The sequence below is a fragment of the Streptomyces sp. NPDC094147 genome, from assembly GCF_044764265.1.
Lineage (GTDB): Bacteria > Actinomycetota > Actinomycetes > Streptomycetales > Streptomycetaceae > Streptomyces.
Genome location: NZ_JBIWHT010000010.1, coordinates 107,217 through 132,170 on the forward strand (window position 1 = coordinate 107,217; position 24,954 = coordinate 132,170).

At 69.0% G+C, this 24,954-nt stretch carries 24 protein-coding genes and 1 tRNA gene; 17 read left to right on the forward strand and 8 right to left on the reverse strand.

Annotated features, from left to right (window positions below; translation table 11 throughout):
- Window positions 1-226: 226 nt before the first annotated feature.
- Entirely contained in the window at window positions 227-871 is a 645-nt protein-coding gene (locus tag ACIQ8J_RS17595) for a DUF433 domain-containing protein (protein WP_097251353.1), read from the forward strand.
- A complete protein-coding gene (locus tag ACIQ8J_RS17600; RefSeq protein WP_403272415.1) occupies window positions 868-1,338 on the forward strand; it encodes a DUF5615 family PIN-like protein in 471 nt (156 codons plus the stop codon). The genes ACIQ8J_RS17595 and ACIQ8J_RS17600 overlap by 4 nt, the downstream gene beginning before the upstream one ends.
- Before the next feature lie 88 nt (window positions 1,339-1,426).
- On the opposite strand, the gene ACIQ8J_RS17605 is transcribed toward ACIQ8J_RS17600, so the two are convergent.
- Window positions 1,427-2,179, reverse strand: a complete 753-nt coding sequence (locus ACIQ8J_RS17605; protein WP_403272416.1) for a hypothetical protein — start codon at window positions 2,177-2,179, stop codon at window positions 1,427-1,429.
- 468 nt (window positions 2,180-2,647) lie between these two features.
- Between ACIQ8J_RS17605 and ACIQ8J_RS17610 the strand changes: the two genes are divergently transcribed.
- The 5 genes from ACIQ8J_RS17610 to ACIQ8J_RS17630 all read left to right on the forward strand — a co-directional run bounded on the left by ACIQ8J_RS17610 (window position 2,648) and on the right by ACIQ8J_RS17630 (window position 8,025).
- Window positions 2,648-3,436, forward strand: a complete 789-nt coding sequence (locus ACIQ8J_RS17610) for a hypothetical protein (RefSeq protein ID WP_403272417.1) — start codon at window positions 2,648-2,650, stop codon at window positions 3,434-3,436.
- The gene (locus ACIQ8J_RS17615) at window positions 3,433-4,752 is read left to right on the forward strand and encodes a 7-cyano-7-deazaguanine synthase (protein ID WP_403272418.1); all 1,320 of its coding nucleotides are present in this window, start codon (window positions 3,433-3,435) and stop codon (window positions 4,750-4,752) included. The genes ACIQ8J_RS17610 and ACIQ8J_RS17615 overlap by 4 nt, the downstream gene beginning before the upstream one ends.
- Before the next feature lie 362 nt (window positions 4,753-5,114).
- Window positions 5,115-5,306 carry a hypothetical protein gene (locus ACIQ8J_RS17620; RefSeq protein WP_055715131.1) on the forward strand — a complete coding sequence of 64 codons (192 nt, stop codon included), beginning with the start codon at window positions 5,115-5,117 and terminating at the stop codon, window positions 5,304-5,306.
- A gap of 5 nt (window positions 5,307-5,311) precedes the next feature.
- Complete coding sequence (locus ACIQ8J_RS17625) at window positions 5,312-6,808, forward strand: N-6 DNA methylase (RefSeq protein ID WP_403272561.1); 1,497 nt, start codon at window positions 5,312-5,314, stop codon at window positions 6,806-6,808.
- On the forward strand, window positions 6,808-8,025 hold the full coding sequence (locus ACIQ8J_RS17630; protein ID WP_403272419.1) for a hypothetical protein: 1,218 nt from the start codon (window positions 6,808-6,810) through the stop codon (window positions 8,023-8,025). The genes ACIQ8J_RS17625 and ACIQ8J_RS17630 overlap by 1 nt, the downstream gene beginning before the upstream one ends.
- Before the next feature lie 132 nt (window positions 8,026-8,157).
- Here ACIQ8J_RS17630 and ACIQ8J_RS17635 read toward each other — a convergent pair whose 3' ends face one another.
- From ACIQ8J_RS17635 to ACIQ8J_RS17645, 3 genes are all read right to left on the reverse strand, one after another.
- Window positions 8,158-9,078 carry a hypothetical protein gene (locus tag ACIQ8J_RS17635; RefSeq protein WP_403272420.1) on the reverse strand — a complete coding sequence of 307 codons (921 nt, stop codon included), beginning with the start codon at window positions 9,076-9,078 and terminating at the stop codon, window positions 8,158-8,160.
- A gap of 355 nt (window positions 9,079-9,433) precedes the next feature.
- Window positions 9,434-9,507 (reverse strand) — tRNA-Pro (locus ACIQ8J_RS17640).
- Between the two features lie 364 nt (window positions 9,508-9,871).
- Complete coding sequence (locus ACIQ8J_RS17645; RefSeq protein WP_403272421.1) at window positions 9,872-10,801, reverse strand: metallophosphoesterase; 930 nt, start codon at window positions 10,799-10,801, stop codon at window positions 9,872-9,874.
- Between the two features lie 99 nt (window positions 10,802-10,900).
- Here ACIQ8J_RS17645 and ACIQ8J_RS17650 point away from each other — a divergent pair, with 99 nt between their 5' ends.
- Entirely contained in the window at window positions 10,901-11,365 is a 465-nt protein-coding gene (locus tag ACIQ8J_RS17650; protein WP_403272422.1) for a GatB/YqeY domain-containing protein, read from the forward strand.
- Window positions 11,366-11,529: 164 nt separating this feature from the next.
- Here ACIQ8J_RS17650 and ACIQ8J_RS17655 read toward each other — a convergent pair whose 3' ends face one another.
- Window positions 11,530-13,785: a transglycosylase domain-containing protein gene (locus ACIQ8J_RS17655; protein ID WP_403272423.1), complete on the reverse strand. Its 2,256-nt coding sequence runs from the start codon at window positions 13,783-13,785 to the stop codon at window positions 11,530-11,532.
- 415 nt (window positions 13,786-14,200) lie between these two features.
- Here ACIQ8J_RS17655 and ACIQ8J_RS17660 point away from each other — a divergent pair, with 415 nt between their 5' ends.
- Complete coding sequence (locus ACIQ8J_RS17660) at window positions 14,201-14,569, forward strand: WhiB family transcriptional regulator (protein ID WP_399054092.1); 369 nt, start codon at window positions 14,201-14,203, stop codon at window positions 14,567-14,569.
- Window positions 14,570-14,588: 19 nt separating this feature from the next.
- On the opposite strand, the gene ACIQ8J_RS17665 is transcribed toward ACIQ8J_RS17660, so the two are convergent.
- Together ACIQ8J_RS17665 and ACIQ8J_RS17670 are read right to left on the reverse strand one after the other, a co-directional pair.
- Window positions 14,589-15,959 carry an ArsA family ATPase gene (locus ACIQ8J_RS17665; RefSeq protein ID WP_403272424.1) on the reverse strand — a complete coding sequence of 457 codons (1,371 nt, stop codon included), beginning with the start codon at window positions 15,957-15,959 and terminating at the stop codon, window positions 14,589-14,591.
- Entirely contained in the window at window positions 15,956-16,918 is a 963-nt protein-coding gene (locus ACIQ8J_RS17670) for an ArsA family ATPase (RefSeq protein ID WP_403272425.1), read from the reverse strand. The genes ACIQ8J_RS17665 and ACIQ8J_RS17670 overlap by 4 nt, the downstream gene beginning before the upstream one ends.
- Before the next feature lie 96 nt (window positions 16,919-17,014).
- Here ACIQ8J_RS17670 and ACIQ8J_RS17675 point away from each other — a divergent pair, with 96 nt between their 5' ends.
- From ACIQ8J_RS17675 to ACIQ8J_RS17695, 5 genes are all read left to right on the forward strand, one after another.
- On the forward strand, window positions 17,015-17,176 hold the full coding sequence (locus ACIQ8J_RS17675) for a DUF4177 domain-containing protein (RefSeq protein WP_003975360.1): 162 nt from the start codon (window positions 17,015-17,017) through the stop codon (window positions 17,174-17,176).
- Window positions 17,173-17,640: a RidA family protein gene (locus ACIQ8J_RS17680; RefSeq protein ID WP_403272426.1), complete on the forward strand. Its 468-nt coding sequence runs from the start codon at window positions 17,173-17,175 to the stop codon at window positions 17,638-17,640. The genes ACIQ8J_RS17675 and ACIQ8J_RS17680 overlap by 4 nt, the downstream gene beginning before the upstream one ends.
- Window positions 17,641-18,103: 463 nt before the next feature.
- On the forward strand, window positions 18,104-18,982 hold the full coding sequence (locus ACIQ8J_RS17685; protein ID WP_403272427.1) for an NUDIX hydrolase: 879 nt from the start codon (window positions 18,104-18,106) through the stop codon (window positions 18,980-18,982).
- Window positions 18,982-19,215 (forward strand): hypothetical protein, encoded by a 234-nt coding sequence (locus ACIQ8J_RS17690; RefSeq protein ID WP_403272428.1) that lies wholly within the window; start codon window positions 18,982-18,984, stop codon window positions 19,213-19,215. The genes ACIQ8J_RS17685 and ACIQ8J_RS17690 overlap by 1 nt, the downstream gene beginning before the upstream one ends.
- Window positions 19,212-20,042: an MBL fold metallo-hydrolase gene (locus tag ACIQ8J_RS17695; RefSeq protein ID WP_403272429.1), complete on the forward strand. Its 831-nt coding sequence runs from the start codon at window positions 19,212-19,214 to the stop codon at window positions 20,040-20,042. The genes ACIQ8J_RS17690 and ACIQ8J_RS17695 overlap by 4 nt, the downstream gene beginning before the upstream one ends.
- A 399-nt stretch (window positions 20,043-20,441) precedes the next feature.
- Here the strand turns inward: ACIQ8J_RS17695 and ACIQ8J_RS17700 are convergent, their stop codons facing one another.
- A complete protein-coding gene (locus tag ACIQ8J_RS17700; RefSeq protein WP_017947815.1) occupies window positions 20,442-21,116 on the reverse strand; it encodes a Crp/Fnr family transcriptional regulator in 675 nt (224 codons plus the stop codon).
- Window positions 21,117-21,487: 371 nt separating this feature from the next.
- Between ACIQ8J_RS17700 and nth the strand changes: the two genes are divergently transcribed.
- The 3 genes from nth (at window position 21,488) to ACIQ8J_RS17715 (ending at window position 24,948) form a co-directional block, all read left to right on the forward strand.
- A complete protein-coding gene (nth, locus tag ACIQ8J_RS17705; RefSeq protein WP_403272430.1) occupies window positions 21,488-22,489 on the forward strand; it encodes an endonuclease III in 1,002 nt (333 codons plus the stop codon).
- 541 nt (window positions 22,490-23,030) lie between these two features.
- The gene (locus ACIQ8J_RS17710; protein ID WP_403272562.1) at window positions 23,031-23,735 is read left to right on the forward strand and encodes an NUDIX hydrolase; all 705 of its coding nucleotides are present in this window, start codon (window positions 23,031-23,033) and stop codon (window positions 23,733-23,735) included.
- Window positions 23,736-23,748: 13 nt separating this feature from the next.
- Window positions 23,749-24,948, forward strand: coding sequence for a MarP family serine protease (locus tag ACIQ8J_RS17715; protein ID WP_403272431.1), 1,200 nt, complete (start codon window positions 23,749-23,751; stop codon window positions 24,946-24,948).
- Window positions 24,949-24,954 lie beyond the last annotated feature (6 nt).

Genomic DNA, 24,954 nt, shown 5'->3' on the forward strand with positions numbered 1-24,954 from the left:
GCCCGTGAGGTTACGCGGCGCATACGGGCGCCGCCGGTGAGTGGCCGAAAATGCCACGGACGTGTGCCGGCCTGTGGCCAATCCCGTGGCAGCGGCCTGTGCGGTACGGGGGCGTCCCCGGCTCACCCTGAATGGGCCCTTCGGTTTCCGCGCTGAGTGGCCTCCGGGAGAATGGGGTACGTTCAGGCCGATATCGATGGGGGCGGAAGACGGAAGGAGGCACGCGGTGTCGTACGAACCCAAACTCGCCGCGGCTCTTTCCGGCGCGACGCTGCGCCAGCTGTCCCACTGGCGCCGAGCCTCCGGGCCCAAGGGCGCCGTGCTTGTGCCCGAGATCTCCAGCGAGAGGCCGATCCTCTACTCGTTCCGCGACGTTGTCGCACTTCGCATCTGTGTGCAGCTGCGCGAAGAGGCTTCGTTGCAGAAGATCCGCCGTGCGCTGAACACGCTTCGAGAAGACCTCGGCGAGTGGGAGCACCTCTCCTCGTACAAACTCGTCGCGGGCCCGGACACGATCTATCTGGCTGAACCCGACCACGCCGTAGACCTGATCAAGGGGGGCAATGTGGTCATCCACCAGATGGTGGATGTTCTCGCGCCCTTCTACAAGGACGGCCGTAGCATTCCCGCTCTGCTCACCCCCCGTGAGCACGTCGCGGTCGACGAGTCGGTCCGCGGCGGAGAACCGGTCATCCAAGGCACCAGGATCCCGGCGTCAGATGTCGCCGCCCTCGTAAGAGACGGCATCCCGCCGGACCAGATCGGTGAGTTCTATCCAGGCGTGACGGCCGAGGCCGCCCGGGACGCCGCCGACTTCAGCGAGTACGTCGACAGCTATGGCAGCAGCGAGCCCCGGCAGGTCGTCGCTTGAAACTGCTGCTCGACGAGAACGTGCCCCGCCCCATGGCCGAGATCGTGCGCATCCTGCTGAAGGCACATGAAGTCGTCCACGTCCACGACCTCAAGGGCTGGACGGGCACGAAGGACATCGAGCTGTACGCCAAGGCCAAGGCCGACGGCTTCGAGGTCGTCATCACCAACGACACCAAGCAGCTCAGCCGGCCACTCGAAGTGGCGGCCATCGCGCAGTCGGGCCTGCATCGCATCGAGTACCGCCAGAACAACAAGCATGGTGGCCTGGTGGGCCTGGGCACGGCGATCGCCACCGTCTGCGCGGCCCTTCCTCACGCCCTGTCCGAACTCGAAGCAGCTGACGGCCAGCGTCTCGTCTCTCTGACGTCGATCGACCCGACCCGGCAGAAGCGCCTCCAGATCACGGACCCGGCCGTCGCCCCGCCGAAGCACTGGCCTGACCGCGATTCGACCGCCAAGTCCTGACGCCTCGATACACGAGGCTTCCCGGCCGGTACCCCATGGGAAGCGTTGCCGGGAAATGATCTGGCATCGCCGCCTGCGCTTCGTCTCATCAAGACTCACTGCCGAGCTCTTCCTGGAGTTCGGCGATGCGGCGTTGGGTTGCCGCCGCGTTCTTCTGCTGACTGGTCAGTTTCGCCTCGGCGGCAGCCAGTGCTCGGGTGAGCCGCTCTCGATCAGCTGCCGCCCGCTCACGGATGGTCCCGTCATGGCGGTACGCGGGCCCTACCCGCTCACTGCTCACTACGCCGCGACGCTCTCCGCACTCTGGGCAGTCGACGACGCGGGCGGAGACGCGGGTGTTCTCGCGATGCTGAATGCAAGGCACCACGTGGTCGCAACGGAGAGTGAGATCCCAACTATCGAGGTCCTTCTTGCGTTCCTCCCATGAGGGCCAGGAAGCGAACAGCCTGGCGAGCTTCTCCACCTGCTTCGGCCCCATCGGCGGTGGCGGGCAGCAGAAACAGCAGTGCGTTACCCGAGAACCGCTGACCGTCCACCGGGCGTCCCGACAGTCGACGTGCCGCTCCCGGAACTTCTGGTTGGCTTCCTCGTATTCGAGCTTCTCCGCCTCGGACAACTTCAGGAGGGGTGGCCAGCTCCCCAGCTCATCCGTCATGGGCAGTCCGCATCCGCGGCAGGGCTCACCAGCCACGTACTCCGCCCAGCTGAGGCGTGTACCTTCTCGCTCCCACTGCTCATCCCGCTCGCGGCGCCGCCGGTCATCCGCTTCGGCTTCGAGGGCCGAGCGCAGAGCACGCTTGGCGGCTCGTTGCCGCTTCTGCTCCTCCGTGAGCTTGGCCATGGGCTTCACCCTCCGCTCGCCGGGTTCCTGTGCACGACCGCGGAATCCATGCTGGCGTGGCCGCCCCGTATGCCGACTGCCCGTGTGGTGGATGACAACTTGCGACCGGACTCGGATCGCTAGCGGCCTTCAGGCGACTGATGTCGTCTGGTGCGGGCGGTCGGAGGTTGCTGATTTGATACGCCGTCAGCGAGCCCTCTGCAGAGGGCATGAACAGCAGGGCATATGACGCAAGGGGCAATCTTGCCAGCCCGGCACCTGCCCTGAACGGGGATCTGCGTGATGTCTGTGACTCAGCGCTACGGCTGGTCACGCTTCTAGGTGTAGGTGTCACGGGAAGTGATGCCCCCGGCTGTTTCAGCACCTGGCTGGTCCGTGAGGCCTTGGCCGAGTCCCGCCCTACCTGGGGATCGTCCGGTCTGATGCCATGGACGAAGTGCAGGTTGGAGCACCATCGTTGGGGGCGATGTGGGGACATCCACGCGATGGAAGGGGCCGAACGGCGATCGGTGGAGCTCCGCTGGGAGGCGGCTGGCGCGCTGGCGGGATGACTCGCGCAACGCGGATCAGCGGCTGGAGGAGATCGCGGCGGACCACCTGAGCGCCCTGCACGAGACGCTCCGTGCCGATCGATCGGCCTTCGGGTTGTATGACACGGCCTGTGCGGCCGGTGAACGGCTCGCCGGGGCTCTGGGATCGCTGGCTACAGAGGGTGCGGAGTCGGAGGACGCGCTTGTTGCACGTCTCGTGTCGGAGGTCGGAGGGGACGGCGGCACACTCGCCGACGCCGCGGTGCGCAGGGGGATGGCCGCGGCGGTCCGCGATGTCCGGAGCAGACATCCCGAGCTGGACGACGCCATGGGCGGAGGCGCCGCCGGCGGTGGCTTCACCTGGGACATCCTGTGCGACCTCTATCAGGTGTTCTTCGCAGACATGCTGGGGGAGTTCCTCAGGTCTGTTGTCGCCGAGCACGTCAAGCTGGCGGTCCCGGTGCTCATCGCGACCGATCCGGAAAGCAGGATCGCTGACTGGGTCGCGGAGAAAGTGGTGGACCTGGTGCCGAATCCCTGTGAGGAGTCCGCCGAAGCGACGGACCTTGCGCAGGCTGTGGATACCGCACAGTCGGTGGTGGGCGCTGTGCAGGATCCGGCGGCTGCACTGCCCAAGATCGCCGAGTTGTTGGTACCGCGGGCGGTCGGAAAGGTGCTTGGCCTGATCACTGAGGACATCACCGGAGAGGAGGGAGCTGCGGCGTGACCGATTCCGACGACTTCCTATGGTGGCGCGGCTCCCAGGGCGACCGACCTCGTGGCGACCGCTGGACGGAAATCGGCGAGGAAGCCTTCCAGGAAAAGGAGCGCCGCATCACTGGCCGGCACCATCTGCCCGGTCCCGTCCCCGACTGGGCCGAGGATCTGTTCCGCATCGCCAGGGCTGCGTTCATCGCCGACAAGTACGTACGCCGGACCGGAGTACGGGACCGGTGGACCCGTCGTATCAGCCTCGCCGTACCTGTAACGGAACACGAGCGATGGGGAAGCGCAGAAGTCCGTACCCACCTCACCGCGCTGCTCCAAGTCCTCACCGGGGACCTATGGAATGTGGACTTCCGGCCTCTCACCGGTCACTACGTCGAGGAGGCACTGGTCTCTCCGGACGACCCGCGCGCCTCGGAAGTCGCCTTGTTCTCCGGTGGACTGGATTCGCTCAGCTGGGCCGCCACCCGTTCGCTCGCCGACGATTCCCGACCGCTGCTGCTCGTGATGTTCCGCGAGATCGGCCTGCTGCGTCTCCAGCAGCGGGTGTACAAGGCCGTCGAGCGACTGGACGGAGCACGGCCAGTGCTGCTGTTACCGATGAGCCAGACCCCGGCGGGCGACGGCTCGGGGGCACGGCTGGAGACCTCCTCCCGCACGCGTGGCCTGCTGTACGCGGCCGGCGCGATCCGTGCCGCTACTGCGCACGGGGTGGGCGCCGTCCACATCCCCGAGAACGGCCAGCTTGCCATCAATCCGCCTCTGACACCGGCGCGTTCGGCTGCTTGCTCCACACGCTCCGTGCACCCGCGGACGCTGGCCAGTCTGAACGCCATGGTAACTGCCGTGAGCGACACGGAGAGCACGGTGCAGGTGGTCAACCCTTTGGCCCAGCTCACGAAAGGCGAGGTGTGCAAGGCCGGACGCGATGCGGGCCTCACTCCATCCGACCTGGAGTCCACGTTGAGCTGCGGCAAGCCGCCAACCCGCCGAAGCGGCGGCCCTCCCATCGCCAACTGCGGTGTCTGCTTTCCGTGTCTCGTGCGCCGCTCCGGGCTACTCCACGCCGACGGCATCGACGGCACCCGGTACGAGGCATTGCCATGGGTGGACGGCTTACCGACTGACCGGGGTGCCGACTGGCGGGCGCTGCAGCGGTGGCTGCTCGGCCGGTACACCCTTACGGATGTCTTCACCGATACCCCGCTGCCGCCGGACACGGACCCGAGGGTTGCGTTCGATTTGATCAGGCGCGGGCGGGAAGAGCTGGCCCGGCTGCTTCAGATCACGGATGCGACGGAGGCTGACACGGCGTAGGCGGTGGCCGAGATCCAGCACGCACCAGGCCGCCGTGGTGGTCATGGGACGGCATCGTCGAGGTGCCCTGGGCGCAATCCTTGTGCAGAGCGTCCACTGATCCGGGGCAAGGCTTTTCGCCTACCCGTTCGGGTCGTGAGTTGGGGGCCCAGACGCACCCTCTCGTCGACTCGCTGTCTCAAATCCCAAACGACGTGCACTTGATGAAAGTGCTTGAGCTTCGGGCGCGCGCCTTAGAAAATCCCAAACGGCGTGCACTCAGCGATGCGTGGCCTACGTCTTCTACCGTCCTTCCTGAAGCCAGGGATCACCGATTCACTCGTCCGCTGGGAGATCCCCCGACCTCAGGAAGGAACCACGTCGTGCAGCTGAGGCTGATGTACGTGATCATCGCGGTCCTCGCGGCGCTTGTCGCCGCTCTGGTCGGCAGCGTCGTGACCGTCGTCGAGGGAGGGCGTCCCACGGCGGCCTTCAAGACTGGAGCATTGACCTTCGCCGGCTCCCTGACGCTCCTTATGGTGGTCATGGGGGCCCTGGGGGTGGTGGGCTCGTGAGCGACATGAGTGCCCTTGGAGGACATGTGCAGGCCGAGAGTGCCTCCTCGCTCGACGAGGTGCTCGCGAAGGTGCGCCGACACCGCATGCATCTCTCGCGGCTGATGAACGCTCACGATGCGACCCGCCTCGTCCTCGGGTTGCTGTACCTGAGCCGGAAGGCGCACGCCGAGCCCGGCACCGTCGTGCCGACATGGTCGTGGTTGATGGGGCAGCCGGCAGAGCGCGGCTCGGGAATCCGCGCTGCCGTGAGCAAGTGTCTGAGCCACTGGCTTCCCCCAACCGAAGAACAGGGCGCTGACGCGGGCACGAGGAGCCTGATGCCCGTTCCGCCCTCTGGTTCCGAAGGACACCTGCACGCTCTCGTTCAGGCCATCGGTTCTATCCAGCGGGTAGGGCCCCTGCTCGACCAGTGCCTCCGTGACCTCTCGGCGGACCAGGCTGAGGGCAGCCACTACTTCACGCCGGATGACATGGCGCGTCTCATGGTCGGTGCGGCCGTCCCCCGTGACAGGCACAGAGTGCTGGACCCGGTCTGCGGTTCAGGGGGACTGCTCGTCGAGAGTCACCGCTACGTCCGCGAAAGCGTCGGGCTGGACCCGACCATGTTCTTGCAGGGAAAGGAGCAGCACGCCCACACCTCACAGGTGGCCCGCATGAACTTCGCGGTACGTGGGATCGCGGCTTACGTCTTCCCGCCCGGGGACAGCCTCGCGGAGCCCGAACCCGAGCCCCACGACATCATCCTGGCCAACCTCCCCTTCAACCAGCGCGACTGGGCACCGGAGGACAAGACGGAGCGGGGCGTCCGCCGGTCGCCTTCCCCGGTCCCGGTCGATCCCAGGTGGCCGGAGGAGCCTCCGTCCAGAGGGTCCGCCAACTCCGCGTGGATTCAGCACATCGTGCACGGGCTGGCTCCGGCCGGACGTGCCGTCTTCCTGATGGCCGACAGCGTGGCCAACAGCAGACAGCCCGTCACCCGAAGGCTCCGCGAACGCCTCCTGCGTGACGATCTCGTCGAGTGCGTAATCGCTCTGCCACCTCGCGTGTTCGGTCACTCCAAAGCCCCCGCCTGTCTGTGGGTGCTCAACAAGGACAAGAGCGCGCGCCCCGGCTGGGGTGTCCAGAACCGCCGCCAGCAGGTGCTTTTCATCAACGCGCGGCGAGCCTTCGAACCGGTCCCGAATTCGAGAGCGCGGAGGCTGGGCGAGAAGAACACGGCATCGGTCCTGACCACCCTGGCGGCCTGGCGTGGCCTCTCCGAGAACGGTGCTGCCGCCTCGCCGTACAACGACGCAGTCGGCTGGTCCCGAAGCTGCTCCACCAAGGAGATCGCCGACCGGGAGTCCAGCCTGATGCCGACCTCGTACGCCGTGGAGCCTCCTGGACCAGAGCGGGACGCACGGAGCCGCGTCGAGCAGCTCAAGCTCGAACTAACCGATCAGTTCGAGCAGATGCGTGCCCTGGAGCTCCAACTGCTGGACGCCTTGGAGGAGATCTGATGGAAGCCAATGCCGACCAGGTCGCCTCGGGTAAAGCGGATTGGCAGACGACCTCCATCAATCATGAGCGGATCCACGGGCGCATCTACACCACTTCCGGTTTCCTCGACGACGCGGCTGCCGATCAGACTGCAGGAGTCGTCAGCTCGACGTTCGTCCAGAACGGCAGGATCCTCTCGCCCAGGGCCAATGAGTGTCGGCCTGGTGAATCCCGGCCCAGCCGGGCAATCCTCAAGGAGGGCGACCTGGCCGTCGTACTCGTCCGACGGGTGGGCGATTCCGCACTGGTCACCGCCGAGCACGCGGGATGTACAGCGACCAGGTCAATCGGCATCATCCGCGCTGAGCCGCACATAGTGCGGTGGCTGCGTATCTGGCTACAGACACCGACGGCGAAGGCTCGCATCGACGAGGACGTGACGGCACATGTCGAGCCCACCATCAGCCTCGACACCCTCCACCGCATGCTGTTTCCACTGCCTCCGCCAGACGTCATCAATGCGTACCACCGGGCCTTCGGCCTCATCGAGGAGATGACCGCCTCCTACCAGGAGACCGCCCGCAAGGCGGTGGAACTGGTCGACGCCCTCCATGACGACTGGGCGGCGACGATTCCGCCGTGGGAGACACGACCGCTCGCGAAAGTCGCAAAGTCGAAGACGGGCAAAGGTTCCGAACGCTCGCTTCCCCCGTTGCCCACAGAACCCACCACCGACGTCACCGATGTAGTCGCTCCTAAAGATCTCTACGACCTACCCGTGCCCCATGTCCAGAGGTTCCGTCTGAGCAGTCCAGCGAACGACGGCGAGGCACATCCTCCCGGCACCTTGCTGCTGAGCACCCGTTCCGACGGTGCACATATCGTTGTGCTGAGCCAACCAGCAACACCGCTCAGAGGCGTCGTGGCCATACGACCTAGTGAGGACGAGGACGGTTGGTGGCTGCTCCACGAACTCAGGAGCAGGAGCAGCGACATCGCGCGGCTGGCGCAGGGCCAGAACGGGCGGGAAATCTCGGCCGGCGCCCTCAAGCGCCTGGAGGTCACCTGGCCAGACCGGTTCACGCGCACCGATTTCCACGCGATGGCCGATCCCCTGCACGCCGCGGCGCGACTCCTCGGCGCCAAGATCGCGACGCTGCACACCCTGCGGGACGCGCTCCTGCGCGACATCTCAGCGAAGGCCGGCGTCCTCCGGGAACCGACAACGATGGCGTGACCAGCCGAGCCCTTCAGACCCGTTGCCGCCTCGGCGGCCGATCAATGCCCATCGCTTCAATGCCCATCGCTCGATTCACCACGGGCTATGGCTCGCAGTGTGGTGGCCGAGGTCCGACCAAGCCGAGGTCCATCAGGACTTGCTGAGCCAGTTCGAAAGGCTGGTTGCGGGCGCCGTGGGGTACGGAGGCGGCGGATTCGAAGCCGCGTTATGCGGCGAGGGCTCTGGGGCCCACCAGCCCGGTGAGCCGGTAATGCCGCCAGAGGGGAATAGCCCTGCGGGCGTTGTGACCCGCTGCCAGTCGTACGTGCGCCGGCCCGGCTGCTTGGGGACGTAACGGACCTGCTTCTGCCGCTTACGGAAGCCGACCTCGTACGCCCTGCCGTGGACAGTGAGCAGCGGCCTCGGCTGCCTGCGCTTCTTGGATACTGCAATCTCGCTGTACCGCCCACGTGCCTGCTCGGCGAGCAGCCGGATCAGCGCGAGCACCCTCGGCAGGACCTCCTCGGAGATTTCGAAGGCGCTGTGGTCCTTGGTGACCGCGGCGAGCACGTCCTCGACATCGGTGATCACACGGCTTCGCGCCAGCCGGATCTGGTTCCACTCGGTATCGTCCTCACCGGTTACCCGAAGCAGACCGAGGAAGAAGTCGCCCTTCGCCCGCCCGCTGTACTTCAGGTGGTACGCCTCCGGAGCGCACTGCCGCGCTGCGTCGAACGCCCTGCGATACTGCGCCCGTTCCGCCTTGCTGGGGTCCGGGATCCGAAGGAATCGTCCGGCCTCCTGCACCTGCGCGATGAGCGCCGGCTCGACGGCCGCCGGCGACGGGCGCGGGGGCTTCACGGCCTGTTTCGGGGCGGGCTTCGTCTCGGTCGGGGGATCGGCATCCTGCGACGGACCAGCGGCAACCGGCGTCCCGGCTTCAGCCGCCGCGCGAGGCTTGCGTGGAGCCGGCTCCGGACGGTCGGGGTGATGACCGTGCTCCAGGTAGAAGCGACCCGCGTCAGTGATCTCCGCCTGCCATCTCCCCTTCTTCCTGGGCATGGTCACCAAGCCCCGGTCCCTGAGCGCGCGAGCCGGGACGGCGAGCTCGGGGCTGTCCGACGTGACGGGGTCGGTTCCGCCCCCGACGCGGGTGAGGAGCGCGAGCTGCCGGTCATTTAACGGAGACCAAGGGTGCATGGCGATCGTCGTACCGTCTCAGGTCCGCTCGGCACAAGCCGTGCAATGACTCATTCGAGGCGTGAAGCGTACGCCCGCGCCGAGAGGAGGCAGAGGACCGCTTCTCGGGGAGCCACCGGGAGCCGGATCTCGAAGATCACACCCAGTTGGCTCCCAAACGGGGCCGCAAAGCAAATCAGGCCCGGTACTGATCTCTCAGCACCGGGCCTGTCCTGGTCTTACGAAGTCGGGGTGGCGGGATTTGAACCCACGACCTCTTCGTCCCGAACGAAGCGCGCTGCCAAGCTGCGCTACACCCCGATTGTCTCCGCTTGTCGCGGCGACGTCGTTTACTTTAGCCCACCGGCGGCCGGAGACGAAATCCGGTTTTCGGGGCCTCGCAGGTAGGGGCGGATGCGGTCCAGGCCGGTGATCGTCAGGGCCATGACGTAGACGGCGAGACCGATGCGCAGTGCGCCGCTGAGGACGCCGGCGAAAGCGGGCAGACCGGCTGAAGGTCGGTCGTACGTCCCCCCCCACGGTAGGTGGCGCCGCCGATCCGAGCGCCGCCGATCCGAGCACGCCCATGCGCCGCCCGCGACCATGCGCGCACGGCCGCCAAGCGGCGATCCGCGAGGTCCCGCCCCCAGGGGAACCTTCGCGAGGCTCGCCCCGGGGACCCCGCTTACCCCTCCCGCGCCACCAGCGTCAGCAGTGTCGCCTCCGGAGGGCAGGCGAAGCGGAACGGGGTGTAGCGGTTGGTGCCGCAGCCCGCTGAGACGTGCAGGAAGGCGCGGTGGCCGTCGGTCTCGTGCGTCGAGAGGCCCTTCACCCGGTCGGTGTCCAGGTCGCAGTTGGTGACCAGGGCGCCGTAGAACGGGATGCATAGCTGCCCGCCGTGCGTGTGCCCGGCGAGGATCAGCGGGTAGCCGTCCGCCGTGAAGGACTCCAACGTACGCAGGTACGGGGCGTGCACCACGGCGATCGAGAAGTCCGCTCCCGCCTCCGGACCGCCGGTCACCCGCTCGTAGCGGTCCCGCTTGATGTGCGGGTCGTCCAGGCCGGTGAAGGCCAGCTCCATGCCGTCCAGCTTCAGGTGGCCCCGGGTGTTGTTCAGGTTCACCCAGCCCGCCGAGTCGAACGCGTCCCGCAGCTCTTCCCACGGGTTGTGCACGGCTCCGACGACCGGCGCGTTGCCGTTGAGCCCGTGCCGGCCCTGGGCCTTCTCGAACAGGTACCGGGCCGGGTTGCGCAGCTTCGGGCCGTAGTAGTCGTTCGAGCCGAAGACGTACACGCCGGGGAACTCCATCAGCGGCCCCAGCGCGTCGAGCACCTCGGGGACGCCCTCCGGGTCGGAGAGGTTGTCGCCGGTGTTGACGACGAAGTCCGGACGCAGTCCGGCCAGCGACTGCAGCCACGCCCGCTTCTTGCGCTGGCCGTTCACCATGTGGATGTCCGACACCTGGAGCACGCGCAGCGGGCCCGCCCCCGGCGGCAGAACGGGCACCGTCACCCGGCGCAGCCGGAAGGACCTGGCTTCGAACCCGGCCGCATAGGCGAGACCGGCGGCCCCGATCGCCGTGACACCCAGGGGAATTCCGTATCGCGCGCGCATACGACCATCGTCGCAGACTGCGACGGTGCCGGCGGCGGCGCCGGGGCGGCGGAGGAAATCAGTGGGCGGGTACGACAGTGCACCTGACACACTGGGCGCATGACCACGCTCAAGGCCCGACTCAAGGACGACCTCACCACCGCCATGAAGGCGCGCGACGAACTGCGCTCGTCCACGCTCCGGCTGACCCTCACCGCCGTCGCCAAGGAAGAGGTCGCCGGCACGACCGCGCGTGAGCTCTCCGACGACGAGGTCCTCAAGGTGATCGCCAAGGAGGCGAAGAAGCGCCGCGAGGCGGCCGAGGCCTTCGAGAAGGGCGGTCGCGCCGAGTCCGCGGCGCGCGAGCTGGCCGAGGGCGAGATCCTCGACGCGTACCTGCCCAAGCAGCTCTCCGACGACGAGCTCGCGGCGATCGTCGCCGCCGCCGTCGAGGAGGCCAAGGCGGCCGGGGCCGAGGGGCCGCGCGCCATGGGCGCCGTCATGAAGATCGTGAACCCGAAGGTGGCGGGCCTCGCCGACGGCGGCCGCGTCGCCGCCGCCGTGAAGAAGCTCCTGGCGGGCTGACCCCGCACAAGCACGCCCTGTGCAAGAGGGGCGCCCCGGGAAGCGAATCCCGGGGCGCCCCTTTCATGTGGGTACGGTCCGTATGGGTGCAGTCCGTGTGCCTGCGGCCTGCGTGGGTGCAGCCCGTATGGGTACGGCCTACGTGCCCGCGGCCCATGCCCCCGCTACTGCGGCCACCCGCCGTTCGTGCCGCCGATCAGGTCCGGTGGGAGGGAGATGCCGGGGAACGGGGAGTTGCCGGGGGTCGGGGGCTTGTTGTCGCCGCCCGGCTTCGGCTTGCGCTTGTTCTTGCTCTTGTCGTTGTTGGTGTTGTTGCCCGGCGCGCCGGGCCCGGGGCCGCCCGGCTTCTGCGTGTCGGGGATGTTCACGGTGGTGAAGGGCGCCGAGCTCTGGCCCTGCAGGGCGCCGGTCATCGCGTCGCGCCAGATGGGTCCGGGGACCTGGCCGCCGTACACCTGCTCCTGGAACTGGCCGCCGATGGTGATGTTGTTCATCTCGACGCGCTGCGACGGGCTGCCGACCCAGACCGCGGCCGACAGGTTCGAGGTGTAGCCGACGAACCAGGCGTTCTTGCGGGCGTCGGTGGTACCCGTCTTGCCCGCGTTGTCGCGGTCCTTGAGCCCGGCCTCCTGACCGGTACCGGAGTCGATCACTCCGCGCAGCAGCGTGTTGACGCTGTCCGCGGTGTTCTGCGACATCGCCTGCGAGCAGGAGGTCTTCGGCACCGGCAGCGACGAGCCGTCCACCTTCTTGATGGACTCGATGGCGATCGGGGTGCAGTACGTGCCCCGGTTGGCGAAGGCGGCGTACGCGGAGGCCATCGTCAGCGGCGACATGCCGGTGGAGCCGAGGGTCAGCGCCGAGGGCACCATGGGCAGCTTGTCGCCGTTGCCCTGGAGGACGTGCAGCTTGTCCGTCATCTGCGAGACCGGGCACATGCCGATGTCGCCGAGCATCTGCACGAAGTACGTGTTGACCGACTTGGCCATCGCGTCCTTCAGCGCGAACGGGCCGACCTCGTTCTCGTTCTCGTTCTCCAGGTGCGCCGGGTGCTTCGGGTCGTTCACCCACGGCTTGCCGCTGCACGTCTGGACGGACGCCGGGTAGTCCATGTCGTACGGGGACGGGTACTGCTGGGTCGGCGGCTTGCCGCCCTCGATCGCGGCCGCGGCCAGGAACGGCTTGAAGGTCGAGCCGACCGGGAAGCCGTAATTGGAGCCGCCCATCTGCCGGTTGACCGAGAAGTTGATCTGCGTCTCGTTGTCCCCGAAGCCGTACGGCTTGGACTGGCCCATCGCCAGGACCTTGCCGGTGCCGGGCTGGACCAGCGTGACCGCCGTCGCGACGCTGTCCTTCTGGTAGACGTGGCTCTTGATCGACTCCTGCGTCGACTTCTGCGCCTGCGGGTCGAGCGTCGTCTGGACGGTGAGCCCGCCCCGGTTCCAGAGCTTGGCCCGCTCCTCCTTCGTCTTGCCGAAGACCGGGTCGGACAGGAACACCTCGCGCACGTAGTCGCAGAAGAAGCCCGCGCCCTCGACGGCGGTGATGCAGCCGTTCTTCGGCTTGCTGACGTCCAGCTTGATCGGCGCTTCCTTGGCCTGATCGGCCTCGGCCTGCGAGATGTCCTTCATGTCGACCATCCGCTGGAGCACCGTGTTGCGGCGCTTCTTCGCTTCCTGGGCGTCATTGACGGGGTCGTACCGGCTGGGCGACTGCACGATTCCGGCGAGCATCGCCGACTCGTCGAGCGTCAGGTCCTTGGCCGGCTTGGAGAAGTAGCGCTTGGCGGCGGCCTCGATGCCGTACGCCTGCTGCCCGAAGAACGTGATGTTGAGGTAGTTCTCCAGGATCTTCTTCTTGCCGAGCTCCTGCTCGACCTGGATCGCGTACTTGAGCTCCTTGACCTTGCGGCCGATCGTCTGCTGGGTGGCCTCGGCGACCTTGTCGGGGTCGTCGCCGGCCTCCTCGACGAAGACGTTCTTCACGTACTGCTGGGTGAGGGTGGACGCGCCCTGGGCGACGCCGCCGCTCGTGGCGTTCTTGTTGACCGCGCGCAGCACGCCCTTGAGGTCGATCGCGCCGTGCTCGTAGAAGCGCGAGTCCTCGATCGCGACGATCGCCTTCTGCATGTACGGGGAGATGTCGGCGAGCGGCACCACGGTGCGGTCGCGCGAGTAGACCTGGGCGATCGTGCCGCCCTTGTCGTCGAGGATCGTGGTGCGCTGGCTCAGCGGCGGGGTCTTCAGATTGGCCGGGATCTCGTCGAATCCGTTGACCGTGCCCTTGGCCGCGAGCCCCAGCGCACCGGCCGCCGGCAGGGCGATCCCCGCGAGCACGGCTCCCGCAAGGACGCTCACGCCCAGGAACTTGGCGGCCTGCTGGGTCCCGGTCAGGCCTGCGCCCGAACGCTTCTTTGCCATGGGGGCAGCCTACGTTCTCAATCGCCGGACACGACTCAAGGCTCTGGCCTAAGCTGCCCTCAACTGTCACAGCTGTGCGGTTGCGTATCAAGGCCTGGGCCGTGTGCAGAGGTGTTCCACCGTCCCCGAATCCGGTGGGAATCAACCCTGTTGGTGTCCGATTGCGCCTCATGCGTCATCGGGCGTCCGTTCTGACTCGACCGGTGCGTCCCGGTATTTCGGCTTCATCACGTATGTCGTCGGCTCACTCCGTTGGGTGATCTGCCGCGTACGCATAGTCCGTTCGGACCATTCAAGATTGGGCACGCCGGGGGTGTTGCGCTGTGCCCACCTTCCGTAACGTCCTCAACTGGCAGCGGTGAATATGCCGCTGCCGCCGTGGGGGAGCCTCGATTCGGGAGAGGACGGCGCCGGTATGGGCTGGGTAACCGACTGGAGTGCGCAGGCAGCCTGCCGCACTACCGATCCGGACGAACTGTTTGTACAGGGTGCAGCGCAGAACAGGGCCAAGGCGGTGTGCACCGGTTGCCCGGTGCGGACCGAGTGCCTGGCGGACGCGCTCGACAATCGCGTCGAGTTCGGCGTGTGGGGCGGGATGACGGAGCGGGAGCGGCGCGCGTTGCTGCGCAGGCGCCCCACCGTCACCTCTTGGCGCCGTCTCCTGGAGACCGCGCGCACCGAGTACGAGCGCAGTACGGGCATCCTGCCCGTGTGCGCGGAGGAGGAAGCCGTCTACGACTACCGGCATTCCTTCGGAGAAGAGGCGTACGCGGCGGTGGGCTGACGAGGTCGCGGGACCATGCTCAGGCAGCTCCGGCCGGATGACCACCGGCCGCGAGCCGGTCCCCGATGGTCCGGAGCCCCGCGAGGTCGTGCACATCGCCGGGCAGGGCGGCCACTTCGGCCACCGCGACCTCGGGGTGAAGCGCGGTGAAACGGTCGCGCGTGCGCTGTTCGCGGGAGAGCACCTGCATCCGCTCGGCGTGCAGGCGCAGCAGTCCGGCGGTCAGCCGCTCGACCGAATCCTCACAATTCCCGGAGTTCCCGGGAGAGTTGGCAGCCTCGGGAGCCTCGGCGCCCGGTGACTCGGCAGCTTCGGGAGAGGAATCGCTGGAGCCACGACCTCCAGCCTTCCCGGCCTCCTGATCCACAATGCGACGTTCGTCAAGATTTTCTGTGAGCCTGCTGTCCGGGGTGTCAATGAAGTCCGGGGCATCGGGCGCCTCTGCCGCATCCGGCGGCTCCTCCAGGCTCTCCGCCGCCGCGAGAGCGCGCTCGGCCGAGAGCCGGGCGGCCGCGCTGCCGTGCACGCGGTTGAGTACGAGCCCGGCCAGCGGCATGTCGTCGGCCGCCAGCCGCTCCACGAAGTACGCGGCCTCGCGCAGCGCGTCCCGCTCGGGCGCTGCCACCACGAGGAACGCGGTGCCCGGCGCCTGCAGGAGCCGGTAGGTCGCGTCGGCCCGGGTCCGGAATCCGCCGAACATCGTGTCCATGGCCGCCACGAAGGTCTGTACGTCACGCAGCAGTTGCCCGCCGAGCAGCTTGCCCAGGGTGCCGGTCATCATCGACATGCCGACATTGAGGAACTTCATCCCCGCCCGGCCGCCCATCTTCGCGGGCGCCATGAGCAGCTTGATGAACTTGCCGTCGAGGAAGGACCCGAGCCGCTTCGGCGCGTCCAGGAAATCGAGCGCGGAACGCGACGGCGGAGTGTCGACCACGATCAGGTCCCACTCGTCCCTGGCCCGCAGCTGCCCCAGCTTCTCCATCGCCATGTACTCCTGCGTGCCCGCGAAGCCGGCCGACAGGGACTGGTAGAAGGGGTTCATCAGGATCGCCTTGGCCCGGTCGGGATCCGCGTGCGCCTCGACGATCTCGTCGAAGGTCCGCTTCATGTCGAGCATCATGGCGTGCAGCTCGCCCGCGCCCTCCACGCCCTTGACCCGGCGCGGGGTGTTGTCCAGCGAGTCGATGCCCATGGACTGGGCGAGCCTGCGGGCCGGGTCGATGGTGAGCACCACGACCTTCCGGCCGCGCTCGGCGGCCCGAACTCCCAGTGCGGCAGCGGTAGTTGTCTTGCCCACCCCGCCCGAGCCGCAGCACACGATGATGCGGGTACCCGGATCGTCCAGCAGCGGATCGATCGCCAGCGGCTCGGCCGCGTCCAAAGTCACTCACCCACCCCGAGCTTGCGCAGTTCCGTGGCCAGGCGGTAGAGCCCGGCCAGATCCATTCCCTCGCCGATCAGCGGCAGTTCGTACGTCGGCAGCCCCAACTCACCGAGCAGCGCCCGCTGTTCACGCTCCAGCTCCACCCGCTCCGCGTGCTCGGCGGCCTGCTCCAGGAGCGGCGTCACCAGCTTCGCCGAACCGGTCACCCCGGCGCGCGTCAGCGTCTTGGCGACCTCCTTGCGCCGGTCGCCGGTGACCCCGCGCACCGCCGCCTCGTCAAGGACGTGCGGCCGGACCATGTTCACGATGACGTTGCCCGTCGGCAGCTCGGCGCCGCGCAGCTCGGCGATCCCGTCGACGGTCTCCTGCACGGGCATTTCTTCCAGCAGTGTCACCAAGTGCACAGCGGTCTCAGGTGACTTGAGGACCCGCATGACGGCCTGGGCCTGATTGTGTATCGGCCCGATCTTCGCGAGACCGGCCACCTCGTCGTTCACGTTCAGGAAACGGGTGATGCGCCCGGTGGGTGGCGCGTCCATCACGACGTAGTCGTACGCGTACGCCCCCTGCTTGCTCTTGCGGCGCACCGCCTCGCAGGCCTTGCCGGTCAGGAGTACGTCCCGGACGCCGGGCGCGATGGTGGTGGCGAAGTCGATGGCGCCGAGCTTCTTCAGCGCCCGTCCCGCGCCGCCCAGTTTGTAGAACATCTGGAGGTAGTCGAGCAGCGCGCGTTCCGCGTCGATGGCCAGCGCGTACACCTCGCCGCCACCGGGCGCGACGGCGATCTTGCGCTCCTCGTACGGAAAGGCCTCCGTCTCGAAGAGCTGCGCGATGCCCTGCCTGCCCTCGACCTCGACGAGGAGGGTGCGCCTGCCCTCGGTCGCGAGGGCGAGCGCGAGTGCTGCGGCGACCGTGGTCTTGCCGGTACCGCCCTTGCCGCTGACGACCTGGAGCCTGCTCACACCTTCGAGCCTAACCAGTCCGCCCGCGGCCTACGCATGTGGTCCGCGTAAGGCGTCCGCGAGAGGCGGCGGCGGGCAGCGGCTACAGTCGGGCCCATGACCAAGTGGGAATACGCGACCGTGCCCCTTCTCGTGCACGCGACCAAGCAGATTCTGGACACCTGGGGCGAGGACGGCTGGGAGCTGGTCCAGGTCGTCCCCGGGCCGAACAACCCCGAGCAGCTGGTGGCCTACCTGAAGCGGGAGAAGCAGGCATGAGCGCCGTCGAAGCCAAGCTCGCCGAACTGGGCCTGACCCTGCCGTCGGTCGTCCCTCCGCTCGCCGCGTACCAGCCCGCCGTGCGGTCCGGGGTGTACGTGTACACCGCCGGCCAGCTCCCGATGGTGGACGGCAAGCTGGCCGTCACCGGCAAGGTCGGCGGCGAGGTCACCGCGGAGGAGGCCAAGGAACTGGCCGCCACCTGCGCCCTCAACGCCCTCGCCGCGGTCAAGTCCGTCGTGGGCGACCTGGACCGCATCGCGCGCGTCGTGAAGGTCGTCGGCTTCGTGGCCTCCGCCCCCGACTTCACCGGCCAGCCGGGCGTCATCAACGGAGCCAGCGAACTCCTCGGCGCCGTCCTCGGCGACAAGGGCGTCCACGCCCGCAGCGCGGTGGGCGTCGCGGTACTGCCCCTGGACGCCCCGGTCGAGGTCGAAATCCAGGTGGAGCTCGTCGAGGACTGACGGGTTGGTGGGTTGTCGGTTGATGGGCTGACGGTGGCGCTGCGCTGCGCTGCCGGCGGGTATCCGGCCCCCGGTCGGGCTCGGGCCCGCTCCTGGCGGGGGCCGGGTTCTCGGTCGGGCTCGTTCCTTCGGCCGGGCTCGGGCCTTTGGTCGGGCGGGCCTTTTGGTGGCGGTTCGCTGCTCTCGGCGGGTGCTGGGCACTCGGTCGGGGGCCGGACACTCGGGGGTCGTGCCCGTTGCGTGGCGGTTTGCTGCGTTGTTGGTGGGTGCCTTGCCCTGGGGCGGGCTCGTGACGGCTCGTGTCCGCCTGTGGCCCTTGGGCGGCGGGGCTTGTCCCGGCGGGGCCGGGGGCGGCGTGGAGTATGCGCCGCCCTCGTGGGGCCCGCCCGGCGCTGGGTGACAAAGAGATGTCGCCTACACGCACCCCCTCGAACATCCACACGTCACCCCGTAGCATCCGCCCATGCCCAATGGTCAGTGGTACCCGCCGGAGTGGCCGGACCGCATCCGCGCCCTCGCCGCCGGTGAGCTCACCGCGGTGGCACCGCGGCGGGCCGCCACCGTGATGCTGCTCCGGGACGGGGCGGGCACGGACGGCCCCGCCGTGCACATGCTGCGCAGACGCGCCTCCATGGCCTTCGCCGGAGGCGCGTACGCGTACCCGGGCGGCGGCGTGGACCCCCGCGATGCCGAGGACGCCCAGCTCGGCTGGGCAGGCCCGACCCGCGAGACCTGGGCCGAACGCCTCGGCACGGACCCCGCCTCCGCCCAGGCCATCGTCTGCGCCGCGGTCCGCGAGACCTACGAGGAGGCGGGCGTCCTCCTCGCGGGCCCCGACCCCGCCACCGTCGTCGGCGACACCACCGGCGACGACTGGGAGGCCGACCGCCAGGCTCTGGTCGCCCGCGACCTGAGCTTCGCCGAGTTCCTGGACCGCCGTGGCCTTGTGCTCCGCTCCGATCTGCTCGGCGCCTGGGCTCGCTGGATCACCCCCGAATTCGAGCCCAAGCGGTACGACACCTGGTTCTTCGTCGCAGCGCTCCCCGTGGGCCAGGTCACCCGGAACGCCTCGACCGAGGCCGACCGCACCGTCTGGATCCGCCCCGCCGAAGCCGCCGCCGGCTACGACAAGGGCGAGCTCCTGATGATGCCCCCGACCGTTTCCACCCTGCGTGATCTCCTTCCGTACGCCACTGCCGCCGAGGCACTCGCGGCCGCGGCCGACCGTGATCTGACCCCGGTCCTCGCCAGGGCCCGACTGACCGAGTCCGGTGAACTCGTCCTGAGCTGGCCGGGCCACGACGAGTTCACCAAACACATCCCGGCGGGGGGCGGCGCCTGATGACCCGTCCCGCCGGCACCGTCACCGACCTCGCGGTGACCGACCTCGCGTGGGGTGACTTCGCGACGAGCGACCTCACGAGGGGCGTCATTGCGACGGGCGCCTTCGCGAGGCGCCGTCGCCCCAGACCCACCTCGCCGGGTCCTGTGGGGCGCGCCCCGGTGGCCCTGGCCGCGCCGGTGTGGTCCGCTCCGGTGACCACCGACATCGCCACCCCTGGAGGTGCCGTATGAGTAATGCCTCCGCTCTTCCCGGGCAGCCGCGCGGCGGGGTCCTTTCGGGCCCTGCCACCGACCGCGCGATCAATGTCCTCGCACCCAACGCTTCCGCGATGACCCTGGACGGCACCAACACCTGGATCGTCGCCGAGCCCGATTCCGACCTGGCCGTCGTCATCGACCCGGGGCCGCTCGATGACGTGCACCTCAAGCACGTCATCGCGACGGCCGGTCAGGCGGGCAAGCGGGTCGCGCTCACCCTGCTCACCCACGGGCACCCCGACCACGCCGAGGGCGCGGCCCGCTTCGCCGAGCTGACCGGTACCCCTGTGCGCGCCCTGGATCCGGCCCTGCGCCTGGGTGACGAGGGCCTCGCGGCGGGCGATGTCATCACCACCGGCGGCCTGGAGCTGAGGGTGGTGCCCACCCCCGGCCACACCGCGGACTCACTCTGCTTCCATCTGCCCGCCGACCGGGCCGTCCTGACGGGCGACACGGTCCTCGGGCGCGGCACGACCGTCGTGGCTCATCCCGACGGCCGCCTGGGCGACTATCTCGACTCCCTTCGCAGGCTGCGTTCGCTGACTGTTGACGACGGTGTGCACACGGTGCTGCCGGGGCACGGTCCGGTGCTCGACGACGCCCAGGGCGCCGTCGAGTTCTATCTGGCCCACCGCGCGCACCGGCTAGCCCAGGTGGAGACGGCGGTGGAGAACGGCCACATCACGGCGGCGGAGGTGGTGGCCCTGGTCTACTCGGACGTTGACCGGTCGCTGTGGCCGGCCGCCGAGCTTTCGGTGCTAGCGCAGCTCGAGTATCTGCGCGAGCACGGCCTTATCTGACGCCTTGTCACCTTGCCTGACGCGGCCGACTTGATTCGGCGCGGCGCTGACTGGCCTGTCCGTAGAGGAGAGTTGGGCGAGGTGGCTCTCAACTCTCGTACGGGCGCGGGGGCTTGGGACTTGGCCCCGTGGGCCGTGAGGTGTTTCGGCGGCGGGTCACGGCCCGGGATCTTCGGTGTACATTTCGAGAACGGCCTGGCCCGCCGAGGGGTTCCCGACCGGCCGGGAAATTTTTCTCAACTGCCCGTCACACCCCGGGCGGTGGCGCACGAGAGCCCGGCCGTCCGCCGGTTCCCCGCCACTTCCCGGCCGCTTCTTCCGCGCCCACGCGCGAGGGGCTGGTCTCGGGTGAGACCAGCCCCTCAGGCGTACGGCGTGCGATGTGCGGATCGACGGCGCTCAGCGCGAGCGCTTCGCCAGCCGCTCCACGTCCAGCAGGATCACCGCTCGGGCCTCCAGGCGCAGCCAGCCGCGCTGGGCGAAGTCGGCCAGTGCCTTGTTGACCGTTTCGCGGGAGGCGCCGACCAGCTGGGCCAGCTCTTCCTGCGTGAGGTCGTGCACGACGTGGATGCCCTCCTCGGACTGCACGCCGAAGCGGCGCGACAGGTCGAGGAGCGCGCGGGCGACCCGGCCCGGCACGTCGGAGAAGACCAGGTCGGACATCTGGTCGTTGGTCTTGCGCAGTCGGCGGGCGACGGCGCGCAGCAGCGCGGTGGCCACCTCGGGGCGGGCGTTCAGCCAGGGCTGAAGGTCGCCGTGGCCGAGGCCGAGCAGCTTGACCTCGGTCAGCGCGGTCGCGGTGGCGGTGCGCGGGCCCGGGTCGAAGAGGGACAGCTCGCCGATGAGCTCGCCGGGGCCGAGGACCGCCAGCATGTTCTCGCGGCCGTCGGGTGAGGTGCGGTGCAGCTTTACCTTGCCCTCGGTGACCACGTACAGGCGGTCGCCGGGGTCGCCCTCGTGGAAGAGGGCGTCGCCGCGGGCGAGCGTCACCTCGCTCATCGAGGCGCGGAGCTCCGCGGCCTGCTCGTCATCGAGCGCCGCGAAGAGCGGGGCGCGCCGCAGAACGTCGTCCACGAATCTCTCCTTGTCGACCGGTATCAGGGGAGCGTGCTCCCCATTTTGCCGGACGGTCTAAACAGTGCGATCAATCACAAGGATGACGTACTGGAGTGCCGGACCGTGAGCCAGGGGGCCGATTGGGGCGTTGATTCGCTGTGGCCGGGGCGGATGTCGGTGCCGGGCTTTAGGCTGGCCGGGTGTCCAATTCGCCGGTGAGAGCGCAGGCCAGGGGGGCTGGAAGAGTGTCCGCAGAGAACGATTCCGCTGTGGGCGAACAGCCCGCGTCCAAGCCGAAAGAACCCGCGAAGAGAGCCGCGCGGGCCGTGAAGGCCGCCTCCTCGACACGGGCCGATACGTCGGTGAAGCCGACCAGGGAGGCTGCCGCGGTGAAGCCCGCTGAGAAGAAGACCGCCGTCGTGAAGAAGGCTGCTGCCAAGAAGACCGGCGCCAAGAAGGCCGCTGCCTCTGTTGAGGTGCCTCTGAAGGAGACGCCCGGCGCTCGGGCCAAGGGCGGCACCAAGGTCCAGGGCGGCACTACCGCCCAGGCAAAGGGCATCACCGCCCAGGGTGCGGGCGGGCCCCAAGGCAAGGGCGGGCCCCAGGGCAAGGCCGCCGGCTCCAAGCCGGAGTCCCGTCTGGCGATGATCCGCCGGGCTCGCCGCATCAATCGCGAGCTCGCCGAGGTCTATCCGTACGCCCATCCCGAACTGGACTTCCGCAATCCGTTCGAGCTGCTCCTCGCGACCGTCCTGTCCGCGCAGACCACGGACCTGAGGGTCAACCAGACGACACCCGCACTGTTCGCCGCGTACCCGACCCCAGAGGATCTCGCCGCGGCGAACCCCGAGGAGGTCGAGCAGATCATCCGGCCCACCGGGTTCTTCCGGGCCAAGACCAGGTCGATCATGGGGATCGCCGTGGCTGTCAGGGACGAGTTCGGCGGCGAGGTGCCGGGTCGTCTGGAGGATCTGGTCAAGTTGCCCGGAGTTGGGCGCAAGACAGCAAATGTCGTGCTTGGTAATGCTTTTGGGGTCCCGGGGATCACTGTCGACACCCACTTCGGCAGGCTGGTGCGCCGCTTCAAGTGGACCGAGCAGGAGGACCCGGAGAAGGTCGAGGCGGAGATCTGCGCGATCTTCCCCAAGAGCGACTGGACGATGCTCTCGCACCGGGTCGTCTTCCACGGCCGCCGCATCTGCCACGCCCGCAAGCCCGCCTGCGGCGCCTGCCCCATCGCCCCGCTCTGCCCCTCGTACGGCGAGGGCGAGACCGACCCGGAGAAGGCGCGGAAGCTCCTGAAGTACGAGAAGGGCGGTTTCCCGGGCCAGCGGCTGAGCCCGCCGCCGGACTACCCGGGTCTGCCCGCGCCTCCACTGGGAGCAGGCTGACGTCACCCGGAAGACGGACGCTGCGGCCCGGCCGGAACGAATGCGACGACCGCAGGCGTTGTGACGATGAACGACGGGGGTGCATATGACGCACGCGAGCGAGACGTACGACGGAGACCTCGGCGGCATCGACGCGCCGGGCCGCACCGGTGGCCCGAGCAGCCGTACAGAGCCCGCCGGAGGCCACACCGGGAGCCATAACGCCCTGAGCGGCCACACCGGCGCCCTGGGCGGCCGTGTCGGCGGCTCAGGCCACGCCCCGGGCGCGGGCCGAACCGGAGGCCCGGCCCGGCCCGGCGACGGCACGAACGGCATAGAGACCCCCTCCCAAGCCGCTGGCCGCCCCGACACGGGCCAAGCGGTTGGCGCCGCCCGACCACCCGGCAGGGGCCGAACCGCCGGCGCCCAGGTGCCAGGCCGCCCCGGCACGAGCCAGGCCCCGGGCACCGCCCAGCCTCCCGGCACGGGTCAAGCCACCCCCGCCCAGGTGCCCGGCCACATCGGCGCCGCCCAGCCCCCTGGCGCCTCCCGGCCGCCCGCCATGAGCCAAGCCACCCCCGCCGCCCGCAGCCAAGGAGCACCCCCCGCCGTCACCACCGAAGACCTCCCCGATTGGCTGGCTCCCGTCGCTCGGGCCGCCGAGGATGTCGCGCCCGAGCAGATGAGCCGGTTCCTGCCGCCGGAGAGCGGGGACGGGCGGCAGTCCGCCGTGCTCATCCTTTTCGGCGACGGCCCCCGTGGCCCGGAGCTGCTCCTCATGGAGCGGGCGAGCCAGCTCCGTTCGCACGGCGGTCAGCCCTCCTTCCCCGGCGGCGCCCTCGACCCCGAGGACGGCGACCCGCGCACCACAGGACCGCTGCGGGCCGCCCTGCGCGAGGCCGAGGAGGAGACCGGCCTTGATCCGGCCGGCGTCCAGCTCTTCGGCGTGCTGCCCAGGCTCTACATCCCGGTGAGCGGCTTCGTCGTGACGCCCGTCCTCGGCTGGTGGCGCGAGCCGACGCCGGTGCGGGCGGTCGACAGCGGCGAGACGGCCCGCGTCTTCACGGTGCCCGTGGCGGATCTCACGGACCCGGCCAACCGGGCGACCGCGGTCCACCCGCGCGGCCACACAGGTCCGGCATTCCTGGTCGAATCGGCGCTCGTCTGGGGTTTTACGGCCGGTGTGATCGACCGGATCATGCACTACGCGGGCTGGGAGCGCCCGTGGGACCGAGCCAAGCAGGTGCCGCTCGACTGGCACGCGTGACAGGCTGGGGCCCGTGAACGTGCTGGACATCCTGTTGCTGGTCGCCGCCGTGTGGTTCGCGATCGTCGGCTACCGCCAGGGCTTCGTCGTCGGCATCCTGTCGGTGATCGGGTTCCTCGGCGGTGGCCTCATCGCCGTGTATCTGCTCCCGGTCATCTGGGACCAGATCACCAATGAGTCCCAGGTCTCGACGACAGCAGCCGTCGTCGCGGTCGTCATAGTGATCGTCTGCGCCTCCGTGGGCCAGGCCTTCACCACACATCTGGGCAACAAGCTGCGCCGGTACATCACTTGGTCGCCCGCGAGAGCCGTGGACGCCACCGGTGGCGCCCTGGTGAACGTCGTGGCCATGCTGCTCGTGGCGTGGCTGATCGGTTCCGCGCTCGCCGGGACCGCCCTGCCGACCCTGGGCAAGGAGGTCCGCAACTCCAAGATCCTGCTCGGCGTCTCCAACGTGATGCCCCAGCAGGCGTCGACCTGGTTCAGCGACTTCTCCTCGGTGCTCGCGCAGAACGGCTTCCCGCAGGTCTTCACCCCGTTCTCGAACGAGTCGATCACCGACGTCCAGGCGCCCGACCCGAAGCTCGTGGGCAGCCCGGTCGCGGCCGCCGCCAAGAAGTCCATCGTCAAGGTCGTCGGCATGGCCCCGAGCTGCGGAAAGCGCCTCGAAGGCACCGGCTTCGTCTTCGCCGACCGCCGCGTCATGACCAATGCGCACGTGGTGGGCGGCGTCGACGAGCCGACCATCCAGATAGGCGGTCAGGGGCGCACGTACGACGCCAAGGTCGTGCTCTACGACTGGCGCCGCGACATCGCGGTGCTCGACGTGCCGGACCTGAAGGCGCCCCCGCTCCAGTTCACCTCCGCCGAAGCCCACAGCGCCAACAGCGCGATCGTCGCGGGCTTCCCCGAGGACCACCCGTACGACGTCCGCTCCGCCCGGATCCGCGGCCGGATCAGCGCCAACGGCCCGGACATCTACCACCGCGGCACTGTCCGCCGCGATGTCTACTCGCTGTTCACCACGGTCCGCCCCGGCAACTCCGGTGGCCCGCTCCTGACCCCCGAGGGCAAGGTGTACGGAGTGGTCTTCGCGAAGTCGCTTGACGATCCGGACACCGGATACGCGCTGACCGCCGGCGAGATCCAGGCCGACATCCAGCAGGGCCGCACCGCAAGTCAGCAGGTCGACAGCCAGCAGTGCGCCCTATGACCCGTT

Coding starts and splice junctions, on each gene's coding strand:
- ACIQ8J_RS17605 (WP_403272416.1), bottom strand. CDS start 2,179: ATGGCCAAGCTCACGGAGGAGCAGAAGCGGCAACGAGCCGCCAAGCGT.
- ACIQ8J_RS17625 (WP_403272561.1), top strand. CDS start 5,312: ATGAGTGCCCTTGGAGGACATGTGCAGGCCGAGAGTGCCTCCTCGCTC.
- ACIQ8J_RS17630 (WP_403272419.1), top strand. CDS start 6,808: ATGGAAGCCAATGCCGACCAGGTCGCCTCGGGTAAAGCGGATTGGCAG.
- ACIQ8J_RS17645 (WP_403272421.1), bottom strand. CDS start 10,801: ATGCGCGCGCGATACGGAATTCCCCTGGGTGTCACGGCGATCGGGGCC.
- ACIQ8J_RS17650 (WP_403272422.1), top strand. CDS start 10,901: ATGACCACGCTCAAGGCCCGACTCAAGGACGACCTCACCACCGCCATG.
- ACIQ8J_RS17655 (WP_403272423.1), bottom strand. CDS start 13,785: ATGGCAAAGAAGCGTTCGGGCGCAGGCCTGACCGGGACCCAGCAGGCC.
- ACIQ8J_RS17660 (WP_399054092.1), top strand. CDS start 14,201: ATGGGCTGGGTAACCGACTGGAGTGCGCAGGCAGCCTGCCGCACTACC.
- ACIQ8J_RS17675 (WP_003975360.1), top strand. CDS start 17,015: ATGACCAAGTGGGAATACGCGACCGTGCCCCTTCTCGTGCACGCGACC.
- ACIQ8J_RS17680 (WP_403272426.1), top strand. CDS start 17,173: ATGAGCGCCGTCGAAGCCAAGCTCGCCGAACTGGGCCTGACCCTGCCG.
- ACIQ8J_RS17685 (WP_403272427.1), top strand. CDS start 18,104: ATGCCCAATGGTCAGTGGTACCCGCCGGAGTGGCCGGACCGCATCCGC.
- ACIQ8J_RS17690 (WP_403272428.1), top strand. CDS start 18,982: ATGACCCGTCCCGCCGGCACCGTCACCGACCTCGCGGTGACCGACCTC.
- ACIQ8J_RS17695 (WP_403272429.1), top strand. CDS start 19,212: ATGAGTAATGCCTCCGCTCTTCCCGGGCAGCCGCGCGGCGGGGTCCTT.
- ACIQ8J_RS17710 (WP_403272562.1), top strand. CDS start 23,031: ATGAGCCAAGCCACCCCCGCCGCCCGCAGCCAAGGAGCACCCCCCGCC.